Origin of the sequence: Sphingobium sp. EM0848, from assembly GCF_013375555.1 — a bacterium.
Lineage (GTDB): Bacteria > Pseudomonadota > Alphaproteobacteria > Sphingomonadales > Sphingomonadaceae > Sphingobium.
On sequence record NZ_JABXWB010000001.1, the window covers coordinates 2783057 to 2808563 of the forward strand.

Annotated in this window: 33 protein-coding genes; 24 read left to right on the forward strand and 9 right to left on the reverse strand. The window is 64.5% G+C overall.

Annotated features, from left to right (window positions below; all coding sequences use genetic code 11):
* The first annotated feature begins 1 nt into the window (after position 1).
* From HUK73_RS13505 to HUK73_RS13520, 4 genes are read left to right on the forward strand one after another with little or no spacing between them, the layout of a single operon-like run.
* Positions 2–2077 (forward strand): FUSC family protein, encoded by a 2076-nt coding sequence (locus tag HUK73_RS13505; protein WP_176592358.1) that lies wholly within the window; start codon positions 2–4, stop codon positions 2075–2077.
* Positions 2074–2289, forward strand: a complete 216-nt coding sequence (locus tag HUK73_RS13510; RefSeq protein ID WP_176592359.1) for a DUF1656 domain-containing protein — start codon at positions 2074–2076, stop codon at positions 2287–2289. The genes HUK73_RS13505 and HUK73_RS13510 overlap by 4 nt, the downstream gene beginning before the upstream one ends.
* Positions 2286–3188 carry an efflux RND transporter periplasmic adaptor subunit gene (locus HUK73_RS13515; protein WP_176592360.1) on the forward strand — a complete coding sequence of 301 codons (903 nt, stop codon included), beginning with the start codon at positions 2286–2288 and terminating at the stop codon, positions 3186–3188. Before HUK73_RS13510 ends, HUK73_RS13515 begins: the two co-directional genes overlap by 4 nt.
* Positions 3181–4581, forward strand: a complete 1401-nt coding sequence (locus HUK73_RS13520) for an efflux transporter outer membrane subunit (protein WP_176592361.1) — start codon at positions 3181–3183, stop codon at positions 4579–4581. The genes HUK73_RS13515 and HUK73_RS13520 overlap by 8 nt, the downstream gene beginning before the upstream one ends.
* An 84-nt stretch (positions 4582–4665) precedes the next feature.
* Here the strand turns inward: HUK73_RS13520 and pal are convergent, their stop codons facing one another.
* The 6 genes from pal to ybgC form a co-directional block, all read right to left on the reverse strand.
* Positions 4666–5175 carry a peptidoglycan-associated lipoprotein Pal gene (pal, locus tag HUK73_RS13525; RefSeq protein WP_176592362.1) on the reverse strand — a complete coding sequence of 170 codons (510 nt, stop codon included), beginning with the start codon at positions 5173–5175 and terminating at the stop codon, positions 4666–4668.
* Positions 5176–5248: 73 nt separating this feature from the next.
* Positions 5249–6598, reverse strand: coding sequence for a Tol-Pal system beta propeller repeat protein TolB (gene tolB, locus HUK73_RS13530; protein ID WP_255326279.1), 1350 nt, complete (start codon positions 6596–6598; stop codon positions 5249–5251).
* Positions 6595–7557 carry a cell envelope biogenesis protein TolA gene (locus HUK73_RS13535; RefSeq protein WP_176592965.1) on the reverse strand — a complete coding sequence of 321 codons (963 nt, stop codon included), beginning with the start codon at positions 7555–7557 and terminating at the stop codon, positions 6595–6597. The genes tolB and HUK73_RS13535 overlap by 4 nt, the downstream gene beginning before the upstream one ends.
* 19 nt (positions 7558–7576) lie before the next feature.
* Positions 7577–8041: a protein TolR gene (gene tolR, locus HUK73_RS13540; protein WP_176592363.1), complete on the reverse strand. Its 465-nt coding sequence runs from the start codon at positions 8039–8041 to the stop codon at positions 7577–7579.
* A gap of 16 nt (positions 8042–8057) precedes the next feature.
* Positions 8058–8777, reverse strand: coding sequence for a protein TolQ (gene tolQ / locus HUK73_RS13545; RefSeq protein WP_176592364.1), 720 nt, complete (start codon positions 8775–8777; stop codon positions 8058–8060).
* Positions 8774–9244, reverse strand: a complete 471-nt coding sequence (ybgC, locus tag HUK73_RS13550; RefSeq protein WP_255326281.1) for a tol-pal system-associated acyl-CoA thioesterase — start codon at positions 9242–9244, stop codon at positions 8774–8776. Before ybgC ends, tolQ begins: the two co-directional genes overlap by 4 nt.
* A 170-nt stretch (positions 9245–9414) precedes the next feature.
* On the opposite strand from ybgC, the gene HUK73_RS13555 reads away from it, so the two are divergent.
* The gene (locus tag HUK73_RS13555; RefSeq protein ID WP_176592365.1) at positions 9415–10293 is read left to right on the forward strand and encodes a 3-hydroxybutyryl-CoA dehydrogenase; all 879 of its coding nucleotides are present in this window, start codon (positions 9415–9417) and stop codon (positions 10291–10293) included.
* Between the two features lie 41 nt (positions 10294–10334).
* Here the strand turns inward: HUK73_RS13555 and pspF are convergent, their stop codons facing one another.
* On the reverse strand, positions 10335–11351 hold the full coding sequence (gene pspF, locus HUK73_RS13560) for a phage shock protein operon transcriptional activator (protein ID WP_176592366.1): 1017 nt from the start codon (positions 11349–11351) through the stop codon (positions 10335–10337).
* 178 nt (positions 11352–11529) lie between these two features.
* Between pspF and HUK73_RS13565 the strand changes: the two genes are divergently transcribed.
* The 9 genes from HUK73_RS13565 (at position 11530) to HUK73_RS13605 (ending at position 15104) form a co-directional block, all read left to right on the forward strand.
* Positions 11530–11703 carry a hypothetical protein gene (locus HUK73_RS13565; RefSeq protein ID WP_176592367.1) on the forward strand — a complete coding sequence of 58 codons (174 nt, stop codon included), beginning with the start codon at positions 11530–11532 and terminating at the stop codon, positions 11701–11703.
* 38 nt (positions 11704–11741) lie between these two features.
* On the forward strand, positions 11742–12422 hold the full coding sequence (pspA, locus tag HUK73_RS13570; protein WP_176592368.1) for a phage shock protein PspA: 681 nt from the start codon (positions 11742–11744) through the stop codon (positions 12420–12422).
* Positions 12423–12425: 3 nt separating this feature from the next.
* Positions 12426–12722, forward strand: coding sequence for an envelope stress response membrane protein PspB (pspB, locus tag HUK73_RS13575; RefSeq protein ID WP_176592369.1), 297 nt, complete (start codon positions 12426–12428; stop codon positions 12720–12722).
* A gap of 1 nt (position 12723) precedes the next feature.
* Complete coding sequence (gene pspC / locus HUK73_RS13580) at positions 12724–13104, forward strand: envelope stress response membrane protein PspC (RefSeq protein ID WP_176592370.1); 381 nt, start codon at positions 12724–12726, stop codon at positions 13102–13104.
* Between the two features lie 171 nt (positions 13105–13275).
* Positions 13276–13482 (forward strand): hypothetical protein, encoded by a 207-nt coding sequence (locus tag HUK73_RS13585; protein WP_255326365.1) that lies wholly within the window; start codon positions 13276–13278, stop codon positions 13480–13482.
* A gap of 53 nt (positions 13483–13535) precedes the next feature.
* Positions 13536–13787 (forward strand): hypothetical protein, encoded by a 252-nt coding sequence (locus HUK73_RS13590; RefSeq protein ID WP_176592372.1) that lies wholly within the window; start codon positions 13536–13538, stop codon positions 13785–13787.
* A 36-nt stretch (positions 13788–13823) separates the two neighbouring features.
* Positions 13824–14057 carry a hypothetical protein gene (locus tag HUK73_RS13595; protein ID WP_176592373.1) on the forward strand — a complete coding sequence of 78 codons (234 nt, stop codon included), beginning with the start codon at positions 13824–13826 and terminating at the stop codon, positions 14055–14057.
* Positions 14058–14103: 46 nt separating this feature from the next.
* Entirely contained in the window at positions 14104–14541 is a 438-nt protein-coding gene (locus HUK73_RS13600; protein WP_176592374.1) for a SufE family protein, read from the forward strand.
* Between the two features lie 68 nt (positions 14542–14609).
* Positions 14610–15104 carry a hypothetical protein gene (locus HUK73_RS13605; RefSeq protein ID WP_176592375.1) on the forward strand — a complete coding sequence of 165 codons (495 nt, stop codon included), beginning with the start codon at positions 14610–14612 and terminating at the stop codon, positions 15102–15104.
* 2 nt (positions 15105–15106) lie between these two features.
* On the opposite strand, the gene ggt is transcribed toward HUK73_RS13605, so the two are convergent.
* Both ggt and HUK73_RS13615 read right to left on the reverse strand, forming a co-directional pair.
* Positions 15107–16807: a gamma-glutamyltransferase gene (gene ggt, locus HUK73_RS13610; RefSeq protein WP_176592376.1), complete on the reverse strand. Its 1701-nt coding sequence runs from the start codon at positions 16805–16807 to the stop codon at positions 15107–15109.
* Between the two features lie 48 nt (positions 16808–16855).
* Entirely contained in the window at positions 16856–17893 is a 1038-nt protein-coding gene (locus HUK73_RS13615) for a quinone-dependent dihydroorotate dehydrogenase (protein WP_176592377.1), read from the reverse strand.
* Positions 17894–18349: 456 nt separating this feature from the next.
* On the opposite strand from HUK73_RS13615, the gene HUK73_RS13620 reads away from it, so the two are divergent.
* The 10 genes from HUK73_RS13620 to HUK73_RS13665 all read left to right on the forward strand — a co-directional run bounded on the left by HUK73_RS13620 (position 18350) and on the right by HUK73_RS13665 (position 25499).
* Positions 18350–19180: an AraC family transcriptional regulator gene (locus HUK73_RS13620; protein WP_255326366.1), complete on the forward strand. Its 831-nt coding sequence runs from the start codon at positions 18350–18352 to the stop codon at positions 19178–19180.
* A gap of 104 nt (positions 19181–19284) precedes the next feature.
* Positions 19285–19728, forward strand: coding sequence for an Rrf2 family transcriptional regulator (locus tag HUK73_RS13625; protein WP_176592379.1), 444 nt, complete (start codon positions 19285–19287; stop codon positions 19726–19728).
* Positions 19725–21209, forward strand: coding sequence for a Fe-S cluster assembly protein SufB (sufB, locus tag HUK73_RS13630; RefSeq protein WP_176592380.1), 1485 nt, complete (start codon positions 19725–19727; stop codon positions 21207–21209). Before HUK73_RS13625 ends, sufB begins: the two co-directional genes overlap by 4 nt.
* Positions 21206–21460 carry a hypothetical protein gene (locus HUK73_RS13635; RefSeq protein ID WP_176592381.1) on the forward strand — a complete coding sequence of 85 codons (255 nt, stop codon included), beginning with the start codon at positions 21206–21208 and terminating at the stop codon, positions 21458–21460. Before sufB ends, HUK73_RS13635 begins: the two co-directional genes overlap by 4 nt.
* A 32-nt stretch (positions 21461–21492) precedes the next feature.
* Positions 21493–21948: a hypothetical protein gene (locus HUK73_RS13640; protein WP_176592382.1), complete on the forward strand. Its 456-nt coding sequence runs from the start codon at positions 21493–21495 to the stop codon at positions 21946–21948.
* Between the two features lie 16 nt (positions 21949–21964).
* Positions 21965–22711 carry a Fe-S cluster assembly ATPase SufC gene (sufC, locus tag HUK73_RS13645; RefSeq protein WP_176592383.1) on the forward strand — a complete coding sequence of 249 codons (747 nt, stop codon included), beginning with the start codon at positions 21965–21967 and terminating at the stop codon, positions 22709–22711.
* Positions 22708–23460 (forward strand): SufD family Fe-S cluster assembly protein, encoded by a 753-nt coding sequence (locus HUK73_RS13650; protein WP_176592384.1) that lies wholly within the window; start codon positions 22708–22710, stop codon positions 23458–23460. The genes sufC and HUK73_RS13650 overlap by 4 nt, the downstream gene beginning before the upstream one ends.
* Positions 23457–24683: a cysteine desulfurase gene (locus tag HUK73_RS13655; protein WP_176592385.1), complete on the forward strand. Its 1227-nt coding sequence runs from the start codon at positions 23457–23459 to the stop codon at positions 24681–24683. The genes HUK73_RS13650 and HUK73_RS13655 overlap by 4 nt, the downstream gene beginning before the upstream one ends.
* Positions 24676–25140 carry an SUF system Fe-S cluster assembly protein gene (locus HUK73_RS13660; protein WP_176592386.1) on the forward strand — a complete coding sequence of 155 codons (465 nt, stop codon included), beginning with the start codon at positions 24676–24678 and terminating at the stop codon, positions 25138–25140. Before HUK73_RS13655 ends, HUK73_RS13660 begins: the two co-directional genes overlap by 8 nt.
* On the forward strand, positions 25140–25499 hold the full coding sequence (locus tag HUK73_RS13665; protein ID WP_176592387.1) for an iron-sulfur cluster assembly accessory protein: 360 nt from the start codon (positions 25140–25142) through the stop codon (positions 25497–25499). The genes HUK73_RS13660 and HUK73_RS13665 overlap by 1 nt, the downstream gene beginning before the upstream one ends.
* The last annotated feature ends 8 nt before the right edge of the window (positions 25500–25507 follow it).

The following is a 25507-nucleotide window of genomic DNA, read 5'->3' on the forward strand; positions in this document are numbered from 1 at the left end:
CATGAACGCCTTTGGCGAGCGCATCGGCTGGCCTGCCGCGCTTTTTTCGCTGAAATGCTTCGCGGCGGCGATGCTGGCGCTGTTTGTCGCATTCAGCATCGGGCTGGAGCGGCCCTACTGGGCATTCCTGACCTCTTATATCGTTGCCCAGCCGCTGGCGGGCGCGGTGATTTCCAAGGCCATGTTTCGCGTCATCGGCACGTTGGCCGGCGCGACATTCGCCGTTGTTATCGTGCCGCCGCTGGTCAATTCGCCTGAACTGCTCACGCTTGCCATGGCGCTGTGGCTGGCCACATGCGTGTTCGTGTCGCTGCTCGACCGCACGCCGCGATCCTATATGTTCGTGCTGGCGGGCTACAGCGCCTGTCTGATCGTCTTTCCCGATGTCGACACGCCGCAGACCATCTTCACCGTCGCGTCGCTGCGCGTGCAGGAAATCACCATCGGTATCCTGTCCGGCAGCCTGATCCATGGTGTCGTTTTTCCCGGTTCCATCACCAATTTGCTGCTGGCGCGGGTGGAGGCGATGCTGCGTGATGCCGAGCGCTGGTCGCATGACGCCATTGCGTTGGACCCGGTGCCGGGATTGGCGCAGGAGCGTCGCCGCCTGGCGCAGGACATTACCGAACTGCATCAGATGTCGGTGCACCTGCCTTTCGATATTTCCCGCCTGGCGCCGCGCGTGCGGACGGTGCGGGCGATGCAGGACCAGCTTTCGCTGCTGCTGCCGTTGGGCGCGGCGGTGGAGGACCGGCTGGCAATGCTCAAGGCCGCCAGTGGCGGCGCCGTGCCGGCGGAGGTCATTGCGCTGATCGCCGAAGTGCGCGCCTGGATCGTCCAGCCGGGTGAGGATCGGACCGAGCGCACGGAACGGGCGAATGCGCTGATCGACCGCTGCGCTGCGCTGGAGCCGGCGGCGCGGGCGGACATGGGGTGGGCCGACATGATGCGCCTCAGCCTGTTCGCGCGGCTGTCGGCGCTGATCGCGGCGCATCGCGACTGTCGCGACCTGAACGATCAAATGGCAACGCACAGCCGCCAGCCGGTCAACCCACGCGTCGCCGAACTGCTGGAGGGGCGTCGCAATCGCGAGTTGCACAAGGATTATGCCGCCGCCGCGCGCGGTGCCTTCGGCGCCTTCGTCACCGTGGCGCTGGGTTGCGCGCTATGGATCGGCAGCGGCTGGAAGGATGGCGGCAGCGCGGTGATGCTGGCGGGCGTGTTCCTGGCGCTGTTCTCCGCGTCCGACAATCCGTTGGCGCCGCTCAAGGGTTTCATGATCGGCACGATCGTCGCCTCCTTGCTGGGGGCGGTCTATGGCTATGCGATCATGCCGCGGCTCGATGGGTTCACCTTGCTGGCGGCTGTCTACGCCCCGATGCTGCTGGTCCTGGGAACGATGATGGCCTCCCCGCGCTGGGCCGGGATCGCGCTGCCGACGCTGCTGGGGCTGGGAAGCCCGGTGCTGTTGTCGGCCAGCTATATCAGTGCCTTTGCCAGCTATGTGAACGGGACGGTGGCGCAGCTCGTCGGCATCTGGTTTGCGATCATCATGGCCGGGCTATTGCAGTCGGCAGGCGTTGAAAGAGCGATCCGGCGGACGGTGCGCGCTGGCTGGAACGACATTGCCAATCGCGCCACGCTGATGACGCCGCCCGATGTGCGCGGGTGGATCAACCGGATGCTGGACCGCATCGCCCTGCTCGCGCCGCGTCTGGCGGCCACGCGCAAGGATAGCGGCCAGCCGCTCTATGACGCGTTGCGCGACCTGCGCACGGGGGTCGCGATCGGGGAACTGCGTCAGTTGCGGCTTGACCTGCCCGTCAATGAAGCCGGACCTTTGACCGACGTGCTGAAGGGCGTCAGCGCGCATTATCGCACGCTGGACCCGGATGCGCCGAAGTCCGCAGAACCTGATCTGCTGGCCGATATCGATGGCGCCATCGGCGACCTGTCGCATAATCCCAGCGCAGACGTTCGGCGCGACGCGATCCTCGCGCTGGTCAGCCTGCGCCGCAATCTGTTTCCTGAGAGCGAAGGCTATCGGACCCCTCCCATGATCGGACAACCCGCATGACCGGAGAAATCGCCCTGGGCGGCGTTTACGTGCCCACGCTTTTGTTGTTGGCGCTGGTCGCGCTGATCCTCAGCTGGGGCGCGACCCGGCTGATCGGCGCCTTCGGCCTCTATCGTTTTCTTGCCTATCGGGCCGCGGTCGATCTCAGTATTTTCGTGCTGATGCTGGGCGCGCTCGCTATTCTTGTTCCCACCCTTGGAATCCGCTTATGAACCGCCTGACTGCCACGCTGCTTCGCAGTGCCGCCACCATTGTCATTGTCATTGCCGCCGTCCTGGTCGCAATCTGGATGTGGAACCATTATGAGCGGAGCCCGTGGACGCGCGATGGCCGTGTGCGCGCCGATGTGGTGCGGGTGACGCCGGATATCAGCGGCCTCGTCACTTCGGTCTCGGTGCATGACAACCAGGCGGTGAAGGCGGGCGATCCGCTGTTCGTGATCGACCGTCCCCGCTATGCGCTCGCGCTGGAAGAGGCAGAGGCGCAGATCGCTTCGGCCAAGGCGACCCTGGGGCAGGCGCGGCGGGAGGCGACCCGCGACCTGGCGTTGGGCAATCTGGTCGCCGCCGAAGCGCATGAGCAGAATGTTGCGCGCGTGGCGACGGCGGAGGCTGCGCTGGCCGTGGCGTTGAGCACGCGGGACGCCGCCGCGCTGAATCTCAAGCGGACGCAGGTCGTGGCCTCGGTCAACGGCAGGGTCACCAATCTGGACCTGCATCCGGGCGATTATGTCGCCGCAGGCAAGCAGGCGATGGCGCTGATCGACGATGACAGCCTGCGGATCGAGGGCTATTTCGAGGAAACCAAATTGCCGCTGGTCTGCATCGGGGCGCCGGTGACGGTGCGGCTGATGGGCGAGGAGCAGGACCTGCATGGGCGTGTCGACAGCATCGCCTATGGCATCAACGACAGCAGCCGTTCGGATTCGGGCAATTTGCTGCCCACGGTCGAGCCGACCTTTTCCTGGGTGCGGCTGGCCCAGCGTATTCCCGTGCGGGTGAAGTTGACGAAGGTGCCTGAGGGCCTGAAGCTCATCGCCGGGCGCACCGCGACGGTGACGATCGAACCGGCCCGGAAGGACGTCAAGCCGGGAGCCTGTCGCCATGCCTAAGCCCATTTGGACGCCCCTGCTGGCGCTGGGGCTGGCGGCCTGTGCGACGGCGGGCCCCGATTACCGGCCGCCGGAAAAGTCGGCGGCAACGACAGCCGGAGCGCAGGGGGAGTTTCTCTCGGCGCAGGGCGAGGCGTTTGGCAACGCCGAACTGCCCGACCATTGGTGGCAGCTCTATGACGATCCGAAGCTGGATGCGCTGATCGAGCAGGCGCTGGCGGCCAATACCGACCTGCGCGTGGCAGACGCCAATCTGACGTCGGCGCAGGCGGTGCTGCGGGAGGCGCAGGCCCAGCGCACGATCAGCACGGCGATCAGCGGTGGCGTCACGCTGGCGCGGCCGTCCGGCACGGGTGAGAGTCTGCCGGGTGTGGTGGGCTACGATCTGGGACTGAGCGCGGCCTATCCGCTCGACCTGAACGGCCGGATCAAGCGGGCGATCGAGGCCAGTACGGCCGATGTCGAAACCGTCATGGCGGCGCGCGATTATGTGCGGGTCAGCGTCGCCGCGGCAACGGCCAAGGCCTATGCGCAGGTCTGCGCCGCCAATTATTCGCTGGGGGTCAACCGCCGGGTGGTGAGCTTGCAGCGGGAAACACTGAACGCCACGCAGCGCCTGTTCAAGGGCGGGCGGGGCACGGCCTTCGACGTCAGCCGGGCGCAGGCGGCGGTGGACGCCAGCGAAGCAACTCTTCCCGCCTTCGAGGCGCAGCGGCAATCGGCGCTGTATCTGCTGGCGACCTTGCTGGGCCGGGCGCCAGCGGACTATCCCAGGGACGTTGAGGCTTGCGCGGTCCTTCCCGCCCTGCACGCGCCCATGCCGGTCGGGGACGGCGCCGCGCTGATCCGGCGGCGGCCCGACATCCGGCAGGCGGAACGCGGCATTGCCGGGGATACGGCGCGGGTCGGCGTGGCGACGGCGGACCTCTATCCGCAGGTCAGCATCGGCGGATCGCTGGGGCTTGGCGGGCCGATCAAGAGTTTCGCGACGGGATCGAGCTTTGGCTTGAGTCTGGGGCCGCTGCTCAGTTGGACCTTTCCCAACCGGCCGGTCGTGAAGGCGCGGATCGCGCAGGCCGATGCGCAGGTACAGGCCGATCTGGCGCGCTTCGACGGGAGCGTGCTGGAGGCGCTGCGCCAGACCGAGACCGCGCTGGAGAGCTATCGGCGCCACAGCGAGCAGTCGGCGGCGCTGGACAGGGCGCGGGACAGCGCAGGTGTGTCGGCGGGTCAGGCGGGCAAGCTGTTCCGCTTCGGGCGCGGGGATTTCCTGTCCCTGCTGGATGCGCAGCGGTCGCTTGCCGGTGCCGAAGCGTCGGCTGCGGCGGCGCGGGTGCAACTGGTGCAGGACCAGATCGCGATCTTCCTGGCGCTGGGCGGCGGCTGGTCCTGAATACCGCCGGAAAAGTAAAGGCCCGCCGGTCGATAGACCAGCGGGCCATGAAGCATCGGTGCGACCCAGGACTTCAATCGGTCCTCAATATTGGACGGTCACCGTCACCGCGCGGCGGTTCTGGGCCCAGGCAGCTTCGTCCGAACCCAAAGCGGCGGGACGTTCCTTGCCATAGCTGACGGTGGTGATCCGGCTGGGGTCGATACCCAGCGAGGCGAGGTAATTCTTCGCCGCATTGGCGCGGCGTTCGCCCAGCGCGATATTATAATCGCGGGTGCCGCGTTCGTCGCAATGGCCTTCGATGGTCACGCGGACATTGGGATTCTGCTGCAACCAGGCGGCCTGGCTTTGCAGGATCTGCTGATCCTGCGGTTCGACGTCATATCTGTCGAGGCCGAAGTGAATGCGGTCGGACGTCACAGAGGCGACGAAATCCTCCTGGCTGCCTTTGACCGGGCCCGACGGCGTGGCCGGAGCGTTGGTCTGCGTGGAGGTGTCGGCGGGTGGGGGCGGCAGTTCCTTCGGCGCCTTCTTGGAGCAGGCGGCGAGGGCCACGATGGCGGTCGCCACCAGCAGGGTGCGGGACAGTTTCATTGGGTTGCTCCTCAATTCATATTCTGAAAATCGTTACGCAATCGGGACGTTTCGGTTCCGGTCATGACGCAGATTAAGGCAGCAGCGGACCCCAGGCGGGATCGGAACCGCTCAAAGGCGTTGGAATCCGCCGCTCGTTCACGCCGGTCAGGTCGACCTGCCACACCTGGCTGTTGCCATCGCGGCCGGGCGTGGTGCGGAAGAATTGCAGCACGCGGCCATTGGGCGACCAGCTGGGCTGCTCATCCTGCCAGCCATTGGTCAGGATGCGCTCATTGTCGCCCGTGGGGGTCATGACCGCGATTTTGAAGTCGCCCGACATCTTGGTGAAGGCGATCAGGTCGCCGCGCGGGCTCCATTCCGGCGTGGCATAGCGGCCACCGCCATGGCTGATCCGGCGCTGGTTCGATCCGTCGGCGTTCATCACATAGATTTGCTGGCTGCCCGAACGGTCGCTTTCGAACACGATCTGGCGCCCGTCGGGCGAATAGCTGCCGCCCACATCGATGCCCGGCGCATTGGTCAGGCGAACCGGCGCGCCTCCGCTGGCGGGGACGCGATAAATGTCGGTATTGCCCGCAATCGCCATGGAGAAGAGGATGTTGCGGCCATCGGGCGACCAGCGCGGCGCGAAGGTCGGATTGCTGCTTTCCGTCACCAGCCGCTGCTGGCCCGTGCCGATGTCGTAGATGTAGATGCGCACCCGGTTGTTCAGATAGCTCACATAGACGATCGACTTGTAATCGGGCGAAAAGCGCGGGGTCAGCGCGATCGACTGGCCATTGGTGATGAAGCGGTGGTTGGCGCCGTCCGAATCCATGATGGCGAGGCGCTTGGTCCGGTTCCCCTTGGGACCGCTTTCCGCGATATAGGCGATGCGGCTGTCGAAGAAGGGGCTTTCGCCCGACAGGCGCGCATAGATGGCGTCGGCGCATTTATGCGCGGCCCGGCGCCAGTCGCGCGGGGCGACGACATAGCCCTGCCGCGTCAGTTCCTGCTTCAGCGCCACGTCATAGAGGTAGCAGCCGACCGTGATGTCCGCTTCGCCGCCCGTGGTGCGGACGAATCCTTGCACCAGTGCCTGATAGGCCGCCCATTTGTCATAGGCGGGGTTGGTGACTTCGGAAAAGGCGATGGTCGGAATGCCGCCGGGGCCGGAGGGATCGAACAGCCCCGATCCCTTGAGGTCGGAGGCAATCACTTCGGCGATTTTGCGCCCCAGTTCCGTCGACGACCCGGCGGGGGTGGAGACTTCCGCCTGCGCCGGCAGCGCCGGTACGACGATCTTGAGATTGGAAGAGGATTCGTCGGTCACGTCGACGCTGAGCTGCGCTCGGCTGACAGGCGCGAACGCCAGCAGCAGCAGAGCCCCCAGCGCGGCCCCAAATGTTCGGGCCTTTCCTGTCCTGAAGGGTGGGGTCATTGCGATAGCCTCTTGTCGAAGGAGATGCGGAGGGATTTCCAGCCGTCATAAAGATCGGGCGGAAGCTTGAAGGGCGCGGCCAGACGGATGGCCTTGACCGCCAGTTCCTGATGCAGCGTCACCTGCGCGCGGTTGCTGGCGGTGATGCCGGTGGTGTTGAAGACCTGCGGTTGACCGGCCAGCGATCCGTCGCGGTTGAGTTGCACGTCGACAAAGGTGCGGAGCTGTTCGACATCCGCCCCCGTCGGGGATTTCCAATAGGGTTTGAGCTGGCGGCGGATTTCCGCGTCCAGCGCGGCCTTCTGCGCCTGACCCATGGCGGCGGCGGGCGGCGGCGCGGGTTTGCGCGGCGCTTCGGTCTCGGTGTCGATGCCCTTGAGGAAATCCTTGCCCAGCAGCGATCCCTTGGGCTTTTCCGCCTTGCCCTGACCCGAAGCATGCGCCGGGGCGTTGGAATTCGGCTTGGCCGCGGGCTTTTGCGATGCCTTGGCGGGCGCGGCGGCGGCGGGCCTGGGCTTTTCCGGTGCAGGCCTGGGCGGCGCCGGAGCGGGCTTTTCAGCCGCTGGCTTCGGTTTGGGCCTGGCTGCGGGCACGTCCTTTTTCGGCGGAGCGGGCGCTGGCTTGGGGGGCGCTGGCTTCGCCACCGGCTTGGGCGGCGCGGGCCTGGGCGCAGGGGGTGCCGGGGTCGGTTCGGGCTGGGGCGCGGGTTCAGGTTCCGGCGCGGGCGCGGCCTCCTCGGTCGGGCCTTTCTCCGGCGCGACGCTGGGCGGCGGCGGCTGGGTCGAGACCTGAGGGGCCATTGATTTCAGCGCGACCTCATCCACCAGGCTGACGTCCATCGGCGGGGAATTGAGCTTGAGCGGGTTGGGGGTAGCCAGAAAGCCGGTCGACAGCAGGCCGAACAGCAGGACATGTCCCGCCGTCGCCACGCCAAGGCCGATTTTCTCCGCACGATCCATAGCCAAAACCTATGGCCCCCTATTCTGAACCGCCGCTGACCGCAGGCTCTTCGGCGCCCGTGCTGACCAGCGCGACCCGGTTCAGGCCCGCCCGGTTCAGCTCGCCCATGACCAGCATCACCCGGCCATAGTCCAGCCCCTTGTCGGCGCGCAGGAAGATCTGCGGCGGCTCTGCCTTGCCAGCATTGGCGGACATGATCTCGGCCAGGCGACCGGGCAGGTCGGCGTCGCTGATCTGCGCGTCGTCGATGAAGACGCCGCCGTCGCGATCGATCGAAATGACGGTCGGCTTCTGATCCTGATCCAGCCCCTTGGCGCGGGTTTCCGGCAGGTTCACCGGCACGCCCGTCACCAGCAGCGGCGCGGTCACCATGAAGATGATCAGCAGCACCAGCATGACGTCGACCAGCGGCGTGACGTTGATGTCGGCCATCGGCGCGCGATGACGCCCGCGACGGGTGGAAGGAGGGCCGGACATGGCCATTACAGGGCCTCCCTCATCACCGTTGCGCTTCCAGTTCACGGCTCAGCGTCGAGTAGAACCCGTCGGCAAAGCGCGTCAGCCCGGATTCCATCCGGTTGATGCCATGGCTGAAGCGGTTGTAGGCAATCACCGCCGGGATCGCCGCGAACAGGCCGATGGCGGTGGCGAACAGCGCTTCGGCAATGCCGGGCGCCACGACCGCGAGCGAACTGTTCTGCGCGGCCGCGATGCCGGTGAAGGCGCGCATGATGCCCCAGACCGTGCCGAACAGCCCGACAAAGGGCGCGACCGATCCGATGGTGGCGAGGATGTTGAGACGATCCGAGAGGCGATCCACTTCCGCCGCGATGGTGCTGGACATGGCGGTGGAAAGCCGGTCGCGCGTGCCGTCGCGGTCGATCACCTTCTGCGCGGTCGAACGGCGCCATTCGGTGACGCCGGCGGCCATCACCTTGGCGGCGGGGAACTCCGCCTTGCCGCGTGCTTCATAGAAGCGGTCGATATCCTCCGCCTTCCAGAAATCCTGTTCGAAGGCGCGGCTCTGCTTGCTGGCCTTGCGCAGGGTGAAGCTGAAGCCAAGGATCATCGCCCAGGTCCAGATGCTGGCCAGCAGCAGGCCCAGCATCACCACCTTCACGACGATGTCGGCCTGAAGAAACAGGTTCAGCGGCGAAATGGCGGCGGCTTGCGCGGCACCGCCGACAGCGGCGCCAACGTCGGGCATCGAAAGGCTCATGGGTTGATGTCTTCCCCTCTCATCAAACGGCTGAAAATATCGGTCCAGGGCTTGGGTTGCCTGCGGGGGCGGCCCTGGGGCGTCAGGAAGGCGACGGTAATTTCGCCTTCGGTCAGTATTTCATCATCGCGCATGACCGTCTGATGAATGGAACATGAAGCGGCGCCGACTTTGGTGACGCGGCTGACCACCATCAGGTCGTCGTCCAGCCGCGCCGGGCGGCGGTAGCGCAGTTGGAGGTCGGTGACGGCATAGACGCCTTCCCCATCCTCCAGATTGGCGCGCTGGTCGATCCCGGCGATGCGCAGCATATCCGACCGGGCGCGCTCCATGTAACGCAGATAATTGGCGTGATAGACCAGTCCCGAGAGATCGGTATCCTCGAAATAGACGCGTAGCGGGAAGTGATGCACGGCGGCAATGAACCTTCCGGTCGCCGGCGCGGGCAGCAGGTCAGAAACGGACATGCCGGGGCTTTTAACCACCAAGCAGGCGCGGCGCAAAGCCGGAAATGATCCAAAGAACGCTGGACCGGGGCTTTCCGTCCGCTTTCGCCCGCCCGGAAGCTCTGGCGGCCCGGCTGTCATGGCGCTACGGGGGCAGATGAAGAGCGATTCAGTGCAGAGAGGTTCCAGAAATGACGGATATTCGGACCGTGGGTGTGATCGGCGCGGGCCAGATGGGCGCGGGCATCGCGCAGGTGGCGGCGCAGGCGGGCTATGATGTGATCCTGTCCGACATCGACCTGTCGCGCGCGCAAAAGGGGCGCGACGGCATCATCCGGCAACTCGCCAAGGCGGTCGAGAAGGGCAAGCTGGCGCAGGCGGATGCCGATGCTGCCATTGCGCGGATCACGCCGGTTGGCGAGATCGCGCCTCTCGCCGCCTGTCAGCTGGTGATCGAAGCCGCGACCGAGCGTGAAGAGATCAAGCGCGCCATCTTCGCCAATGTCGGCACGCTGCTGGCCAGCGATGCGATTCTGGCGTCGAACACCTCGTCCATTCCGATCACCCGGCTGGCGCAGGCCGCACCGGATGCGAGCCGCTTCGTCGGCGTGCATTTCTTCAATCCGGTGCCGGTGATGGCGCTGGTGGAGGTCATTCGCGGTCTTGCCACCAGTCCGGAAACGGTCAGCGTGGTGGAAGCCTTCGCCGCCAGCCTCGGCAAGCAGGTGGTTCATGCCTTCGACGCGCCGGGCTTCGTGGTGAACCGCATCCTGCTGCCGATGCTCAACGAAGCCGTGTTCGCGCTGGGCGAGGGCGTGGGCAATGTGGTGGACATCGACAAGGGTGTGATGCTGGGCCTCAACCACCCGATGGGGCCGCTGACGCTGATGGATTTCATCGGCCTCGATACCTGCCTGGAGATCTGCAAGGTGCTTCAGGACACGACCGGCGACCCCAAATATCGCCCCGCGCCGCTGCTGGTGAAATATGTCGAGGCGGGCTGGCTTGGCCGCAAGACCGGCAAGGGCTTCTATGACTATTCGGGCGCGGAGCCGGTGCCGACGCGCTGACGGCAGGCTGCGTGCTCCTGCCTTAACAGGAGCACCGGCTCTCACCCCGCGCTCAAGCCATGTTTTTTCATGCAATGGCGCAGCTGGTCATAGGTGAGGCCCAGACCCTTGGCGGTTGCGCGCTGGTTGTAGCGATAGCGCTCCAGCGCCGCCCGTACGATGGCCGCTTCATGCGCATCGACGGCGGATTTGAGGTCGGTGATCGCATCATGACCGTTCACCGCCGGCGCGTCGGAAGGCGCCGGCGCACTATCCTCCCTTACAGGCATCAAGGGCTTGGGTTTCCAGGGCGAGGCGAAGGGATCGAACACGATCGCCGCGATCGGGCGGCCGGGGTCGCCCCAGCGATAGACGGCCCTTTCCACCACATTACGCAACTCGCGGACATTGCCGGGCCAGTCATGCGCCTCCAGCTCGGCCATGCAGGCGGCGGAAAAGCCCGGCCATTGCGGCCAGGCGATCTCCGCCGCCATGCGCCGCCCGAAATGGTCGGCCAGCACGGCGACATCCCCCTCCCGCGCGCGCAGCGGGGGCAGGGTGATCACCTCGAAACTCAGCCGGTCCAGCAGGTCGGGCCGAAACCGCCCCGTCTCGGCGGCGGCGGGCAGGTCCTCGTTGGTCGCGGCGACGATGCGGACATCGACCGTCAGCGGCTTCGATGCGCCGATCCGCGTCACCTCGCCATATTCGATCACGCGCAACAGTCGTTCCTGCGCCGCCATGGACAGCGTGCCCAACTCGTCCAGAAACAGCGTGCCGCCATCGGCTTCCTCGAAGCGCCCGGCTCGCGCCCGCGCCGCGCCGGTGAAGGCGCCCTGTTCGTGGCCGAACAGTTCCGCCTCGATCAGCGTTTCCGGCAAGGCCGCGCAATTCATGACGATCAGCGGTTCATCCCAGCGCGTCGACAGGCGATGGAGGCGCTCGGCGATCAGTTCCTTGCCCGTCCCGCGCTCCCCGATCACCAGAATCGGCCGGTTGAGTTCGGCGGCGCGCCCCGCCTGCTCGACCGCATCCAGAAAGGCCAGAGACTGGCCGACGAACTGGGTATTTTTCTCCATACCCCAACTTATGGTGAAATTTCCCACCTTTCGGCAAGCGATATTCTGGCGCACCTCTGAAAAAATCACGCAACTCCGCCATTTTTCAAAATTGGCACGCCTTCTGCAAAGCAGGAACGCGAAGCCGCCGATCAATCAGGCGGCACCCCATGAAGGCCAAGGTTCAGGAGTATTTGTCATGGAAAAGCAAAGCTACAAGGCACGCGAAATCGGTCAGTTGCTGTCCGTCGCCATTGCCTCCGTCCTGTTCGGATCGACCCTGATCCTCTCGGCGGTCGGCCCGGCCCGCGCCAGCGAGGTGCCCATGCTCGCCAACCATGATTGCCCCGCGGCCTTGCATTATCTTGCCTAAGACGCGGCCAACCAGTTCGTACCAGGAGTGAAGTTCAAATGGGTATTTTCTCCCGCACCCGAGACATCATCGCCGCCAATGTCACCGACCTGCTCGACCGGGCGGAAGACCCAGCGAAGATGATCCGCATGATCATCCTTGAAATGGAGGAGACGCTCGTCGAGGTGCGCGCCTCTGCCGCCCGCACCATTGCCGACCAGAAGGAAATGCGGCGCCATATCGCCAAGCTTCAGGGCTTGCAGGACAGTTGGACGGAAAAGGCCCAGCTGGCGCTCAGCAAGGATCGGGAGGATCTGGCCAAGGCCGCGCTGGTCGAAAAGCAGAAGGCGACCGACATGGCCGAGCAGCTTGGCCACGAGATCGAGGTGCTGGAGGAATCGCTGCGCGCGTCCGAAGAGGACATCGCCAAGCTCCAAGCGAAGCTGCGCGAGGCCCGTGCCCGCCAGAACAGCCTTGTGACCCGGATGGAAAGCGCCCAGAATCGCCTCCGCGTCCGCGAAGCCTATGCCGGTGAGAAGGTGAACGACGCCTTCGCCCGCTTCGAGATGCTGGAACGCCGTGTGGACATGGCCGAGGGGCGCGCCGACGCCGCCGGTCTGGGTCAGGCGTCCAAGACGCTGGAGGAAGAGATCGCGGAACTCAAGGCGTCGGACAAGGTCGATGCCGAACTCGCGGCCCTCAAGGCGAGCATGAACGCCAGCGGAAACAGGGAAGGGTGATCCATGGAGGATGTTTTTCTGCCGATCATGATCTGCGGCATGCTGTTCATCGGCATGCCCTGGCTGATCTTCCACTATGTCACCAAATGGAAGCAGGCCCCCAAGATCACCGATGAGGATGAAAAGCTGCTGGACGAGCTTCATCTGCTCGCCCGGCGTCTGGAAGACAGGCTCCAGACGGTCGAGAGGATCGTCGCCGCCGACAATCCCGATTTTCGTCCCGTCCGCCCTTCGCAGGACGAGGCCTATGACTTCGACCGCCCCAATATCGACCGCCAAAATCCCGACCGGAGGAACTGAAATGGCTGCCCGTCGCACCAAATTCTATCTCGACAAGCAGAATGGCAAGTGGATGGGCGTGTGCGCCGGCATTGCCGACTATACCGGGATCGACGTGGTCTGGGTTCGGGTCGGCGCGGTGCTGGTGACGCTGATGGGGGCCTTCCCCTGGTCGCTGATCGCCTATTTCGCCGCCGCCTATTTCGCCGACAACAAGCCGCTGGGCCTTTATGCCGACCGGGATGACGAGAAATTCTGGCAGGGCGTGCGCAGCAATCCCGCCCGCTCCACCCGCGATGTCCGTTCCAAGTTTCGCGACATCGACCGGCGACTGGCCGACATCGAAACCTATTATACCAGCCGCAACACGCGTCTCGCGGACGAGATCGACAGCCTGCGCTGAAGGCGAAGGGGGGACTGCCGTTCATCGAACCGTTCCCGACGTCGGTCGAAAAGGCGGTCTGGCCGGGCGCGGAAGCGCCGCATGGAGGCCGGCATTGCCTCAAATGAGGATAGACAGATGAATCACATCGCAAGCTGGATCTGGGTGCTCATCCCCCTGACCGCCATCGGCATGAAGGGGTTCAGGAGCTGGCTGGCCCTGAAGGAACGGCAACTGGAAGCGCAGTCGCGCGAAACCGCCGAGAAGACCGCCCAATATGCGGCGCAGACCGAAAGGCTGGAGCAGCGGGTGCGGGTGCTGGAACGGATCGTCACCGACAAGGGGATGGACCTGTCCGATGAGATCGAACGGCTGCGGGATGCGCCGCCGTTGAATTGAGGATCGCGTAAAGATGCCGGCCGCCCGATGGCTGGCAGGCAAGGGGAAATTCGATGAATCCGTTTGAAATGGTCGTCGCCATCGTTGCGATCACCGCCATCGCCAGCGTGATCCGCGCCAAATATGGCGTCGTGCGCCGCGACAAGGGCGAGGATTTCGTGTCTCGCGGTCCCGATCCGGAAGCGGAACGGCTGCGGGCAGAGGTGAAGGCGCTGAAGGATCGGGTCGCCGTGCTGGAGCGGCTGGCGACCGACAGTTCCACCGCGCTGGAGCGGGAATTCGACAAGCTCAGGGACCGCGACTGACGCGGCCTGCGCGAAATGACCCACAGGGAGGACGATATGCAGGACCCCCTTATCATTCTGACATTGGCGGTGGCGGGTTTGACGGGACTTGCCATCATCGCGGTCACGGCCCTGCGCGGCTGGAACGGTTGGCTCGATCTGAAGCGGGCCGAACTGGCGCGGCGTAGCGAGGAAGGTACGCCGCCCTCGACCACGACAAGGATCGAGGTCGCGGACCTGAAGGAACGCATCCGCAAGCTGGAAGCCATCGCCGCGGGCGTGGACCTGTAGTCGCAAAAGGGGAATAGCGGCTTTCGCATCGCGCTTTTCCCCCTATATGACGGGTATGACTTTGCTGCCCGTCCTGACCGATCTGGTCGAAGAATATGAATTTCTCGATGCCGATGACCGGTATCGGCTGCTCATCGATCTGGGCAAGGCGCTGGAACCCATGCCCGATGCGCTCAAGACCGACGCGACGCTGGTGCGGGGCTGTTCGGCGGCGGTCTGGGTCTATCCCACGGTGCTGGACGCCGATTCTGCCAATGGGGGCCGCCTTCATTTCCTGGCGGACAGCAATGCCGCGATCACCAAGGGGATCATCGCGCTGGTGCTGCTGACGGTGCAGGATCAGACGCCTGTCGCGATCGCCGCGACCGATATCGAAGGCGCTTTGTCGCCCTTCGATCTGCGCAACCAGCTCAGCTCCAACCGGACGCAGGGCATCCCCAACATGATCGCGCTGATCCGGGAAACCGCCTCTCGCTATAGCTGAATTGAGGGAAACCGCGCCTCGCTGATGCGTTCTCCTCCCGTAATGATGACGGGAAAAGGAGAAAAGCGATGCGGACCTTGTGGCCATTGGCTGTCGTGGGATTGATCGCGGCCTGCTCCTCATCCGGGGACAAGGCGCCGACCCAGCGCGACCAGATCGGGCAGGTCTGGAAATATGAAGGCGGGCAGGGCGCAAAGGCCAAGGTCGCCTATATCGGCAGCGCCAACATGGTGCAGACCATGACGGCGGCGGACACTTTCTCCGTGCTGCTGGTCCAGCCCATGGCGCAGGGAGAGGCGGACGTCACCGTCAAGCTGGTGGGTGCGCCCTTCACCTGCGATCTGTCCGACTGCCGCGTCACCGCCACCACGGAAGATGGCAAGACCCACGAATGGAAGGGACGGATGACCGAGAACAGGGACGGTATCGAAGTCCTGCCCGCCGCCAAGGCCTATGACGCGATCAGGCAAGCCAGGATGATCAAGGTGAATCTGGTGGTCGGGCCGAAGGACAAGACCTTCCCGTTTCAGTTCAACGTCGCCGGGCTGGATCTGAAGATCTGACGTTATTCCTGCAGGGACACGCCCGGACTGCGCGGGTCGGCGGCGCCGATCCAATGGCCGTCCACGGTCCGCTCGGCGGCATTGGCCTTCAGGCCGAAGCGGCCGATCGATACCTTGTGCCCCAGCTTTTCCAGTGGCGCCTTCATCGCTTCGAGCGACGTGCCCTGTTCCAGCACCAGCCCGTCCTTGTCGAAAAACTCAAAGCCCTGCGCGATCGAATCCTGCGCTGACAGCCCCCAGTCGAAATGGGCGATGATCGCCTTGGCGACCTGCATGATGATGGTCTTGCCGCCCGCTGCCCCGATGGTGAAGACAGGCGTGCCCGCCGCGTCATAGACGATGGTGGGGGCCATGGACGACAGCGGGCGCTTGCCCGGCTCGACCCGGTTGGCGACCGGCGCGCCGTTCTTTTCCGGCGTGAAGCTGAAATCGGTCAGCTCATTGTTCAGGATCACGCCATTGGCGACCAGCTGGCTGCCGAAGAAACTCTCGATGGTGGAGGTCCAGGCGGCGATGTCGCCGTTCCGGTCGATCGCGACGAAATGGCTGGTGCCCGATTCCGGCTGAGGCAGGGCGGCGGTGCGCTTTTCCGCGCCGGGGGGCGTGCCGGGGCGATAGTCATTCAGCGCCCTGCCCATGCTGATGAGCGCGGAGCGCCGCTCGAGATAGGCGGGGTCGATCAGTCCGGCGATGGGCACGGTCACGAACTCAGGATCGCCCAGATAGGTGTCGCGGTCGGCATAGGCGAGCTGCATCGCTTCCCCGATGACGTGCCAGGACCGGGGATCGTCCTTGCCCCATTGCGCCAATGGGAAGCGCTGGACCATGCCCAGCACCTGCAGCACGGTGATCCCGCCTGCGGAGGCTGGCCCCATGCCGCAGACCGTATAGACGCGATAGGGACCACAGACCGGCTTGCGCGGCTTGGCCTGATAGCCGGCGAGATCGGCCTCCGTCATCGGCACCGGGTTTTTGGGGGCATGGGTGACGGTGTCGGCAATCGCCCTGGCATTGTCGCCGCCATAGAAGGCGTCCGGTCCCTCCGCCGCGATTCGTTTGAGCAGGGCGGCGAGCGGCGGATTTTTGAGGATCGTGCCCATCGGCGCCGGCTTGCCGTCGATCCAGAAATATTTCTGGATTTCCGGGAAGTCGGCCCAGATCGGCTCCACCGCCTTCATCGCCGTATCGAGCCGCTGGCGCACCTCGAACCCCTGCTCGGCGAAGCGGATGGCGGGCTGGAACAGGTCGGCCCAGGGCAGCTTGCCCCATTTCCGGTGCGCGTCCCAGGCGAGCCGCACATTGCCCGGCACGCCGACCGAATAGCCGCCGGGCCATGCCTGGCGGAAGGGCAGGGGCTGGCCGTCCGGTCCCATGAAGCGGTCGGGATGGGCCGCCGCCGGTGCCGTCTCGCGCCCGTCGATCGACTCCAGCACGCCGGTGCGTCCGTCATGATGCATCAGGAAACCGCCGCCGCCGATGCCGCTATTATGCGGCTCGACGACATTGAGCGTCAGCATCATGGCGATGGCGGCGTCGGTCGCGCTGCCGCCCTTGCGGAGGATTTCCTGTCCGGCCTCGGCGGCGCGGGGGTCTGCGGCGGAAACGGTCGCATTGACCGACACCGGCTCCCGCGCGGCGAGCGGCGCGGGGAGGAGGGCATAAAGGGCGAAGGGAGCCAGCAGGCCGGACAGGCGGGAAGTCATGTCCGGCACCCTAATCGCTGCATTGCGTTCTGCAACCCATAGGGCGGATCAGGCGTCGATACCCACTATCTCGCTGATATTCCTGACCCCGTCGCGCTCCATCAGCGCTTTCAGGCCCGCATTGATCCGCCTGGCGAGATAGGGGCCCTCATAGACCAGCGCGCTGTAGAGTTGGATCAGGCTCGCTCCGGCGCGGATGCGGGCATAGGCCTGCTCGGCATTGGCAATGCCGCCCACGCCGATCAACGGCAGGCGCGTGCCCAGCAGCCGGCGGAAATCGCGCAGCCGTTGCAGCGCCATGTCATGCAGCGGCGCGCCCGACAGGCCGCCCGCTTCCCCGGCCTGCGCCGAACGCAGAGCGGGGCGCGAAATGGTGGTGTTCGACACGATCAACGCATCGATCCCGTGATCGAGGCAGGCTGCGGCGATATCGTCCACATCGGCCGGTTCGAGATCGGGCGCGACCTTCAGGAAGATCGGGGTCCGGTTCGCCCCTCGCGCCGTCATCACCGCGCCCAGCAACTGGTCGAGCGCCGCCCGATCCTGCAGGGCGCGCAGTCCCGGCGTATTGGGGGAGGAGATGTTGACCGTCAGATAATCGGCCAGCGGGGCCATGCAGGTCACGCCCGTGGCATAGTCCGCGATCCGGTCGGTGGCATCCTTGTTCGCGCCGATATTGATGCCGATCACCGGGCCGCCCGGCCGTTTCCGCTTGGCGATCCGCTCCGCCGCCGCTGCCTGGCCGCCATTGTTGAAGCCCATGCGGTTGATGACGGCCCGATCCTCCACCAGCCGGAACAGGCGGGGCAGCGGATTGCCCGGCTGGGGCAGGGGGGTCAGCGTGCCCAACTCGGCAAAACCGAAGCCCAGGCCATGCATCTTGTGCGCGACCAGCCCTTCCTTGTCATAGCCCGCCGCCAGCCCCACGGGATTGGGAAAGCGGATTCCCGCCACGGTCTGGGTCAGCGCCGAGTCGGGTGCCAGCGGCGCCGGAGTCGGCATCAGCCGGAGCAGCTTGATCGACAGATGATGGGCGCGCTCGGCTTCCAGCGCGAAAAAAAGGGGTCGGATGAGGCTGTAGGACATGGCGGCGCTATGCCAGTGCCGGAGGCTGGCGTCGAGTCGCTGTTGCGTGACGGCAACAGTCAGGTCGGAACGACATTTCTTAACAAGATTCCTTGGGATTCGTCCCGTTTTGGTCCGCCTAATGTCCGATTCATCCAATATAATTTCCCCGATTCGGACGTAAGAGAGTCTCGCGACCCGAAGGCTCTAGGCCCATGGCCGACGAGACCTTTTCCTGACCCGGTGGTGAGAACCACCGGGTCATTTTTGTTGCCGCTGCCCCTCAGTCCTGCGGAAAAGTGATATTCCGTTAAGCATAGCCTCTTGCGCCTTCGCCCCGATGGCGCATAGTGCGGCTCGGGGTGAAATATGCGGTCGCATGGCAGCGAAGCGTCCGGGGGGACGCCAAATATTAAGGCAAAAGACGATCAGGCACCGCTGTCCTATACCGTCGATGCCGTGCACGGTCCGGTCCGGTTGCGGTACTTTGCGTTGCCGGAACAATTAAATGCCTATTTCGGTTCGCTCTATGTTTTCACCGAAGCGGCCGATCATTATTCGGATGTGACCCGCGCCGATGTGCCGCAACTTCGCTTCATGCTGGAAAGCAGTGGCGACTATCATTTCCATGATGGAACGAGCGCGCCGACGCCTGAAATATGCCTGTTGGGGCCGACTTTGGGCGCGACCCGGTTCGAACTGAACGGTCCCGGGCGCGTGGTCGGCATTTCGCTGCTTCCCGCCGGATGGCTCGCGCTGCATGGCGGTGACGCCAGCAGTCTGACCGATCGGGTTCAGGATCTGAGTGACAGGCCGGACTATCGCGAGTTGCTGGACAATCTGCGCGCCACCGATGATGCGGAGGTCATGGCGGCGCTGTGCTGGGCGTTCCTGGCCGAACGGCTGGTCGCCCTGCCCGAAGCGACCTGGCGATTGCTGGAGGCGGTCGACGCCTGGCTGATGGGGGAGGGGTCGCCCCGCATCGAGACCCTGGCCGACGTCACCGCCCTGTCGCCGCGTCAGCTCGCGCGGCTGACCAATAAATATTATGGCTGCCCGCCCAAGCTGCTGGCGCGCAAATATCGGGCGCTTCGTTGCAGCGCGCGGATCGCGCTGGATCATGAAAGCTGGCAGGCGCTGTGCGAGGATGGGCGCTTCTACGACCAGTCGCATTTCATCCGGGAGATCAAGCATTTCATCGGCCTGACCCCGCACCAGTTGCAGACCGAGCCTTCCGCCGTGGCGCAGCTTACCCTGCTCCGCCGCTCGCTGGGTGGCGATGTGGCGGTGCTCAACCGTTTCAGCTGAGCAGCTGACCCCAAGCAAAAATGCCTTGATTCCGTGGCCGCGCGGGACCACATGCCAATCGGATTGATTCGATCCGATTTGAGAATGGTTCGCAAGACGGGGTCATGAGGCTTTCGAGTTTCGCAGATTATGCCGTGGTGTTGATGTCGGCCGCCGCACGCCATTGCGGTGCGGGCGCTGGGCTTGACCCTGCGACCAACAAATATGTGAAGATGAACGCGACCACGCTGTCCGCTGAAACCGGCATCCCGCTGCCCACCGCGCAGAAGCTGGTGAGCCGGCTGTCGGCGGCGGGCCTGCTCGAATCGAGCCGTGGTACGGGCGGGGGCGTGCGTCTTTCCCGTCCGCCCGCCGCGATCACGCTCGCGGATGTGGTGGAGGCCGTGGAAGGCCCCATCGCCATGACCGCCTGCACGGAAATGGGCACGCACGACTGCTCGCTGGAGCAGGAATGCCGTGTCCGCCCGCATATGAATGTCGCGAATAATGCGATCCGGTCGGCGCTTGCGGGTGTCACGATCGCTAGTCTTACACGAGAAATGGCATGACCGAAGAAGCTACGACTGTTCGCAACCTCGAAGCGCATGAGGCCGCCGAACGCGCCTCCACCTACGAGCATGGCTGGTCCTCGGCCATCGAGCAGGACTTCGCGCCCAAGGGGCTGAACGAGGACACGGTCCGCTTCATTTCCGCCAAGAAGAAGGAGCCGGAATGGCTGCTGGAATGGCGGCTGAAGGCGTTTCGCATGTGGCAGGAGATGGAAGCGCCCGAATGGGCCAAGCTCAACATCCCGCCGATCGACTATCAGGACGCCTATTATTACGCCGAGCCGAAGAAGAAGGCGGAGCTGGAGTCGCTGGACGAACTCGATCCGGAAATCCGGGCGACCTATGAGAAGCTGGGCATCCCCATTGCCGAGCAGGAAGTGCTGGCCGGGGTGAAGGGCAGCCGCAAGGTCGCGGTCGACGCGGTGTTCGACTCCGTGTCCGTCGCCACCACCTTCCGCAAGGAGCTGGAGGAAGCGGGCGTCATCTTCCGCTCGATCAGCGAAGCGGTGCGCGAATATCCGGACCTCGTGAAGAAGTGGCTGGGCAAGGTCGTGCCGATGCACGACAATTATTTCGCTACCTTGAACTGCGCGGTCTTTTCCGACGGCACCTTCGTCTACATCCCCAAGGGTGTGCGCTGCCCGATGGAACTCAGCACCTATTTCCGCATCAATGCGGAGAATACGGGGCAGTTCGAACGCACGCTGATCGTCGCGGACGAGGGGGCTTATGTAAGCTATCTCGAAGGCTGCACCGCGCCGATGCGAGACGAGAATCAGCTGCACGCCGCCGTGGTCGAACTCGTCGCGCTGGACGATGCGGAGATCAAATATTCGACCGTCCAGAACTGGTATCCGGGCGACGAGAACGGCAAGGGCGGCATCTATAATTTCGTGACCAAGCGGGCGCTCTGCCAGGGGCGGAACAGCAAGGTCAGCTGGACGCAGGTGGAGACCGGCTCCGCGATTACGTGGAAATATCCGAGCTGCGTGCTGAACGGCGAGAATAGCGTGGGCGAGTTCTACTCGGTGGCGCTGACCAACAATCTGCAACAGGCCGACACCGGCACCAAGATGATCCACAATGGCAAGGGGTCGCGTTCGACCATCGTGTCGAAGGGGATCAGCGCCGGGCGTTCGAACAACACCTATCGCGGCCTCGTGCGCGTGGCGCCGGGCGCGGAGGGCGTGCGCAACTTCACCCAGTGCGACAGCCTGCTGCTGGGTGACCAATGCGGCGCGCATACCGTGCCCTATATCGAGGTGCGTAATCCCTCGGCGCAGATCGAGCATGAGGCGACCACCAGCAAGATCAGCGACGACCAGCTTTTCTACGCAATGCAGCGCGGGCTGGATCAGGAAAGTGCGGTATCGCTGATCGTGAATGGTTTTGCCAAGGAAGTGCTGCAACAGCTGCCGATGGAGTTCGCCGTCGAGGCGCAGAAGCTGCTGGGCATTTCGCTGGAGGGCTCGGTAGGATGACGCGAAATGCAGCCATCGTGAGTGACATAACTCTGTTGCTTACGGTGATGATTGCTGGGCCGATGATTGGATGGTTTTTCTCCAAAGGTTGGAAAACTGGGCTGGTCGAAACTTGGTATGGCAATTTCGTTAAATCTGAACGACCTGCCGCCTTTTGGCTTTTTATGATGATTTATGGCGCTGGCCTGTTGGTCGTAGCAGCCAGTTTTGTGATGGTTTGTGCGGACCTTTTCGGAAGCGTGACAAACTGAACAGCAAATTTGAGATTCTGAAGGACTGAAAGTTGAGCGACGAAGACGATATTCAGGATGCCCTCGCTGATTTCGCGGAGGATGTCGGCAATGGTCAGGCATGGACCGCCGCGATCCGCATCCTGACCGAGGATTATGAGTTGGAGGAGGGTGAGCTTCAGGCCCGCGCGGCCAAGGATTTCGGCGACCTCGACGCTTATCAGGCCGAATGCCGCGCCGCGCTGGAAAAGGGCGACCTCGCCTTTACCGAGAAGCTCAAGTCCGACAAGGCTTTCCACAAGGCCAAGGCGCCCAATCTCGCCCGCATGGGTCCGGTGACCGAGTTCGTGACCGGCGTGCTGGAAAAGGGCGCGCCCGAACCCGGCGCCGACTGGTGGCCCTATATGCCGATCAAGCGCCATATCGACACGCTATTCCCCGCGCCGGGCGATGTGCGGGACATGGCCTTCTGGACCGCGCGGACGCTCCAGCGCGCGCAGAGCAAGTGATTTTCGGGGATAAGAGATGCTGACGATTGAGAACCTCACCAACGAAATCGACGGCAAGGCGATCCTGAAAGGACTCTCGCTCTCCATAAACGCGGGCGAAATCCACGCGATCATGGGGCCGAACGGCGCGGGCAAGTCGACGCTGGCTTATACGCTGGGCGGCCGCCCCAATTATGAAGTGACCGGCGGCACCGCGACTTTCGAAGGGCAGGACCTGTTCGAACTGGAACCGCACGAGCGCGCCGCTGCCGGCCTGTTCCTCGGCTTCCAATATCCGGTGGAGATTCCGGGCGTTTCCAACCTGCAATTCCTGCGCGAGAGCCTCAACTCGCAGCGCAAGGCGCGGGGCGAGGAGCCGCTGTCGGGCGGCGAGTTCATCAAGCTCGCCAAGGAGAAAGCGGGCCTGCTCGGCCTCGACATGGAGATGCTGAAGCGTCCGGTGAATGTCGGCTTTTCGGGCGGTGAGAAGAAGCGCGCCGAAATGGTGCAGATGGGCATTCTCGACCCCAAGCTGGCGATCCTGGACGAGACCGACTCCGGCCTCGACATCGACGCGCTCAAGATCGTGGGTTCGGGCATCAACGCCATCATGCGCAAGCCCGACAAGGCGGTGCTGCTGATCACCCATTATCAGCGCCTGCTCGACTATGTGAAGCCGGACTTCGTCCACGTCCTCGCGGCGGGCAGGATCGTGAAGTCGGGCGGTCCCGAACTGGCGCTGGAACTGGAGCGCGAAGGCTATGCGGAGGTGGTGGCCGCGTGACCACGCTCACCCTTCCCACGCGCAAGGCTGAAGAATGGCGCTACAGCGATCTCGATGCACTGGCGACCGTCTGGCCCACGCCTGCGCCGACGCGCATCGATGTCGCCGCCGGGGAAACGGCGCGCCATCATCTGTTGCAGGACGTAGCCGATGGCGCGGCGGCGGTGCATGATTATGCGATCAGCATCGCGGACGGCGCTCGGCTGGCGTTCCATGTCCTCAACATTGGCGGCAAGTTCGGTCGCGTGACCTTCACCGTTACGCTGGGCAAGGGTTCGCATTTCGAGCTGAACGGCGCGATCATCGGCGGCGGGGACCAGACTCTGGAAATCATCACCGCCGTCACCCATGCCGAACCTGACGCGACCAGCGGCCAGACGATCCGTTCGATCCTCGGTCAGCACGCCACCGGCAGCTATCTCGGCTCGATCAATGTCGCCCGCGATGCGCAGCGCACCGACGCCTTCCAGTCGGTCAAGGCGATGCTGCTCGACCGCACCGCCACGGCTAATGCCAAGCCGGAGCTGGAAATCTACGCCGACGACGTGAAATGCGCCCATGGCGCGACCGTGGGCGAGCTGGACAAGCAGGCGCTCTTCTACATGGCCTCGCGCGGCATGGACCCGGCAACGGCCAAGACGCTGCTCTTGAAAGCCTTTGTCGCGGGCGTGTTCGACGATGTGGCCGACGAAGCCGTCAAGGACAGGTTCGAAGCCGCCGCGCTTGCCAAGCTGGAGACGCTGGTATGACGGACCTCGCTCAAGCCCTGCGTCTGCGGGATGATTTCCCCGGCCTTTTGAATAGTGAGGGGGGCAACTGGCACTATCTCGACAGCGCCGCCACGGCGCAGAAGCCCAATGCGGTGATCGACGCCATCGCCCGCGCCTATGGCCCGGACTATGCGACCGTCCATCGCGGCGTCTATGAGCGCTCGGCCAATATGACGCTCGCCTATGAAGCGGCACGCCGCAAGGTGGCGAATTTCATCGGCGCGGCGTCGGACAGCGAGGTCGTCTATGTTCGTGGCGCGACCGAGGGCATCAACCTCGTCGCCCAAAGCTGGGCTGGCTCGCAACTCAAGGCAGGGGACCGCATCCTGCTCTCGATGCTGGAGCATCACAGCAATATCGTTCCCTGGCAGATCGTGGCCGAGAAGGTCGGGGCTGAGATCGACGTTGTGCCGCTGACGGCGGACGGCAAGATCGACCTCGACGCCATGGCCGCGATGATCACCCCCGCGCACAAGATGGTCGCGCTGGCCCATGTGTCGAATGTGCTGGGCAGCGTCCTCGACGTCCGCCGCGCCGCTGACATCGCGCACAGCGTCGGTGCCAAGATCCTGATCGACGGCTGCCAGGCCGTGCCGCGCCTCGCCGTCGATGTGCGGGCGCTGGATTGCGATTTCTACGTCTTTTCCGCGCACAAACTCTACGGCCCGACCGGCATCGGCGCGCTCTGGGGGCGGAAGGAACTGCTCGATGCCATGCCGCCCTATCAGGGGGGCGGGTCGATGATCGACAAGGTGACGTTCGAGAAAACCACCTATGCCCCCGCGCCGACCCGGTTCGAGGCAGGCACCCCGCACATTACCGGCGTTGTCGGCCTGTCGGCGGCGATCGACTATGTGCAGGCCATCGGGCTCGACGCGATCCACGCCCATGAGTGCGCGCTGGTCGCCAAGGCGCGGACGGCGCTGGAAAGCCTCAACAGCGTGCGCGTCTTCGGGCCAGAGGATAGCGCCGGAATCCTCTCCTTCGAGGTAGAGGGGGTGCATCCGCACGATGTCGGCACCATATTGGACGAAACGGGCGTGGCGATCCGGGCGGGGCATCATTGCGCGCAGCCGCTGATGCGCCACCTCGGCGTTGAGGCGACCGCGCGGGCCAGCTTCGGCATCTACAGCGACGAAAGCGATGTGGATGCGCTGGTCAAAGGCATTGAACGAGTGAGGAAAATCTTCGCCCATGACTGAAGTAAATCGCGAAGAGCGCAAGATTTTGGTGGAAGAGGTCGAAGCGGTGGAAACCCCGCCCAAGGCGCGCGTGGATGAAGAACCCCGCCAGCGCGATTATCTTGACGGCTTCCTGAGCGCCAAGCCCACTGAAACGCCGAAGGGTGAACCGGGCGGCAGCCTCTATGACGCGATCATCGATGCGCTCAAGGAAATCTACGACCCGGAAATCCCGGTCAATATCTATGATCTGGGCCTCGTCTATGGCGTCGACGTGACCGGGGACGGCCACGCCGTCGTCACCATGACGCTGACCACGCCGCATTGCCCGGTGGCCGAATCCATGCCGGGCGAAGTCGAACTGCGTGTCGGTGCGGTGCCGGGCGTTGGCGATGCGCAGGTGAACCTTGTCTGGGACCCGCCATGGGACCCGCAGAAAATGTCGGACGAAGCCAAGCTCGAACTGGGAATGCTCTGATGACAGCAGAAACCAAAATCCGCGCCCGCCCCGCCGCCGTCATCCTGACGCCCAGCGCCGAGCAGCGCATCGCGGACCTGATGAACCAAGCGCCTGAAGGCACGATCGGCGTCAAGCTGTCGACCCCGCGCCGGGGCTGCTCGGGCCTCGCCTATTCGGTCGATTATGTGAGCGAGGAAGCCAGGTTCGACGAGAAGATCGAAACCCCCGGCGGCGTCTTCTACATTGACGGCGCGTCGGTGCTCTATCTGGTCGGTTCGACCATGGACTGGGTGGAGGACGACTTCACCGCCGGTTTCGTGTTCAACAACCCCAACGCCAAGGGAAGCTGCGGCTGCGGCGAGAGTTTCACGGTCTGAGGGGCTGT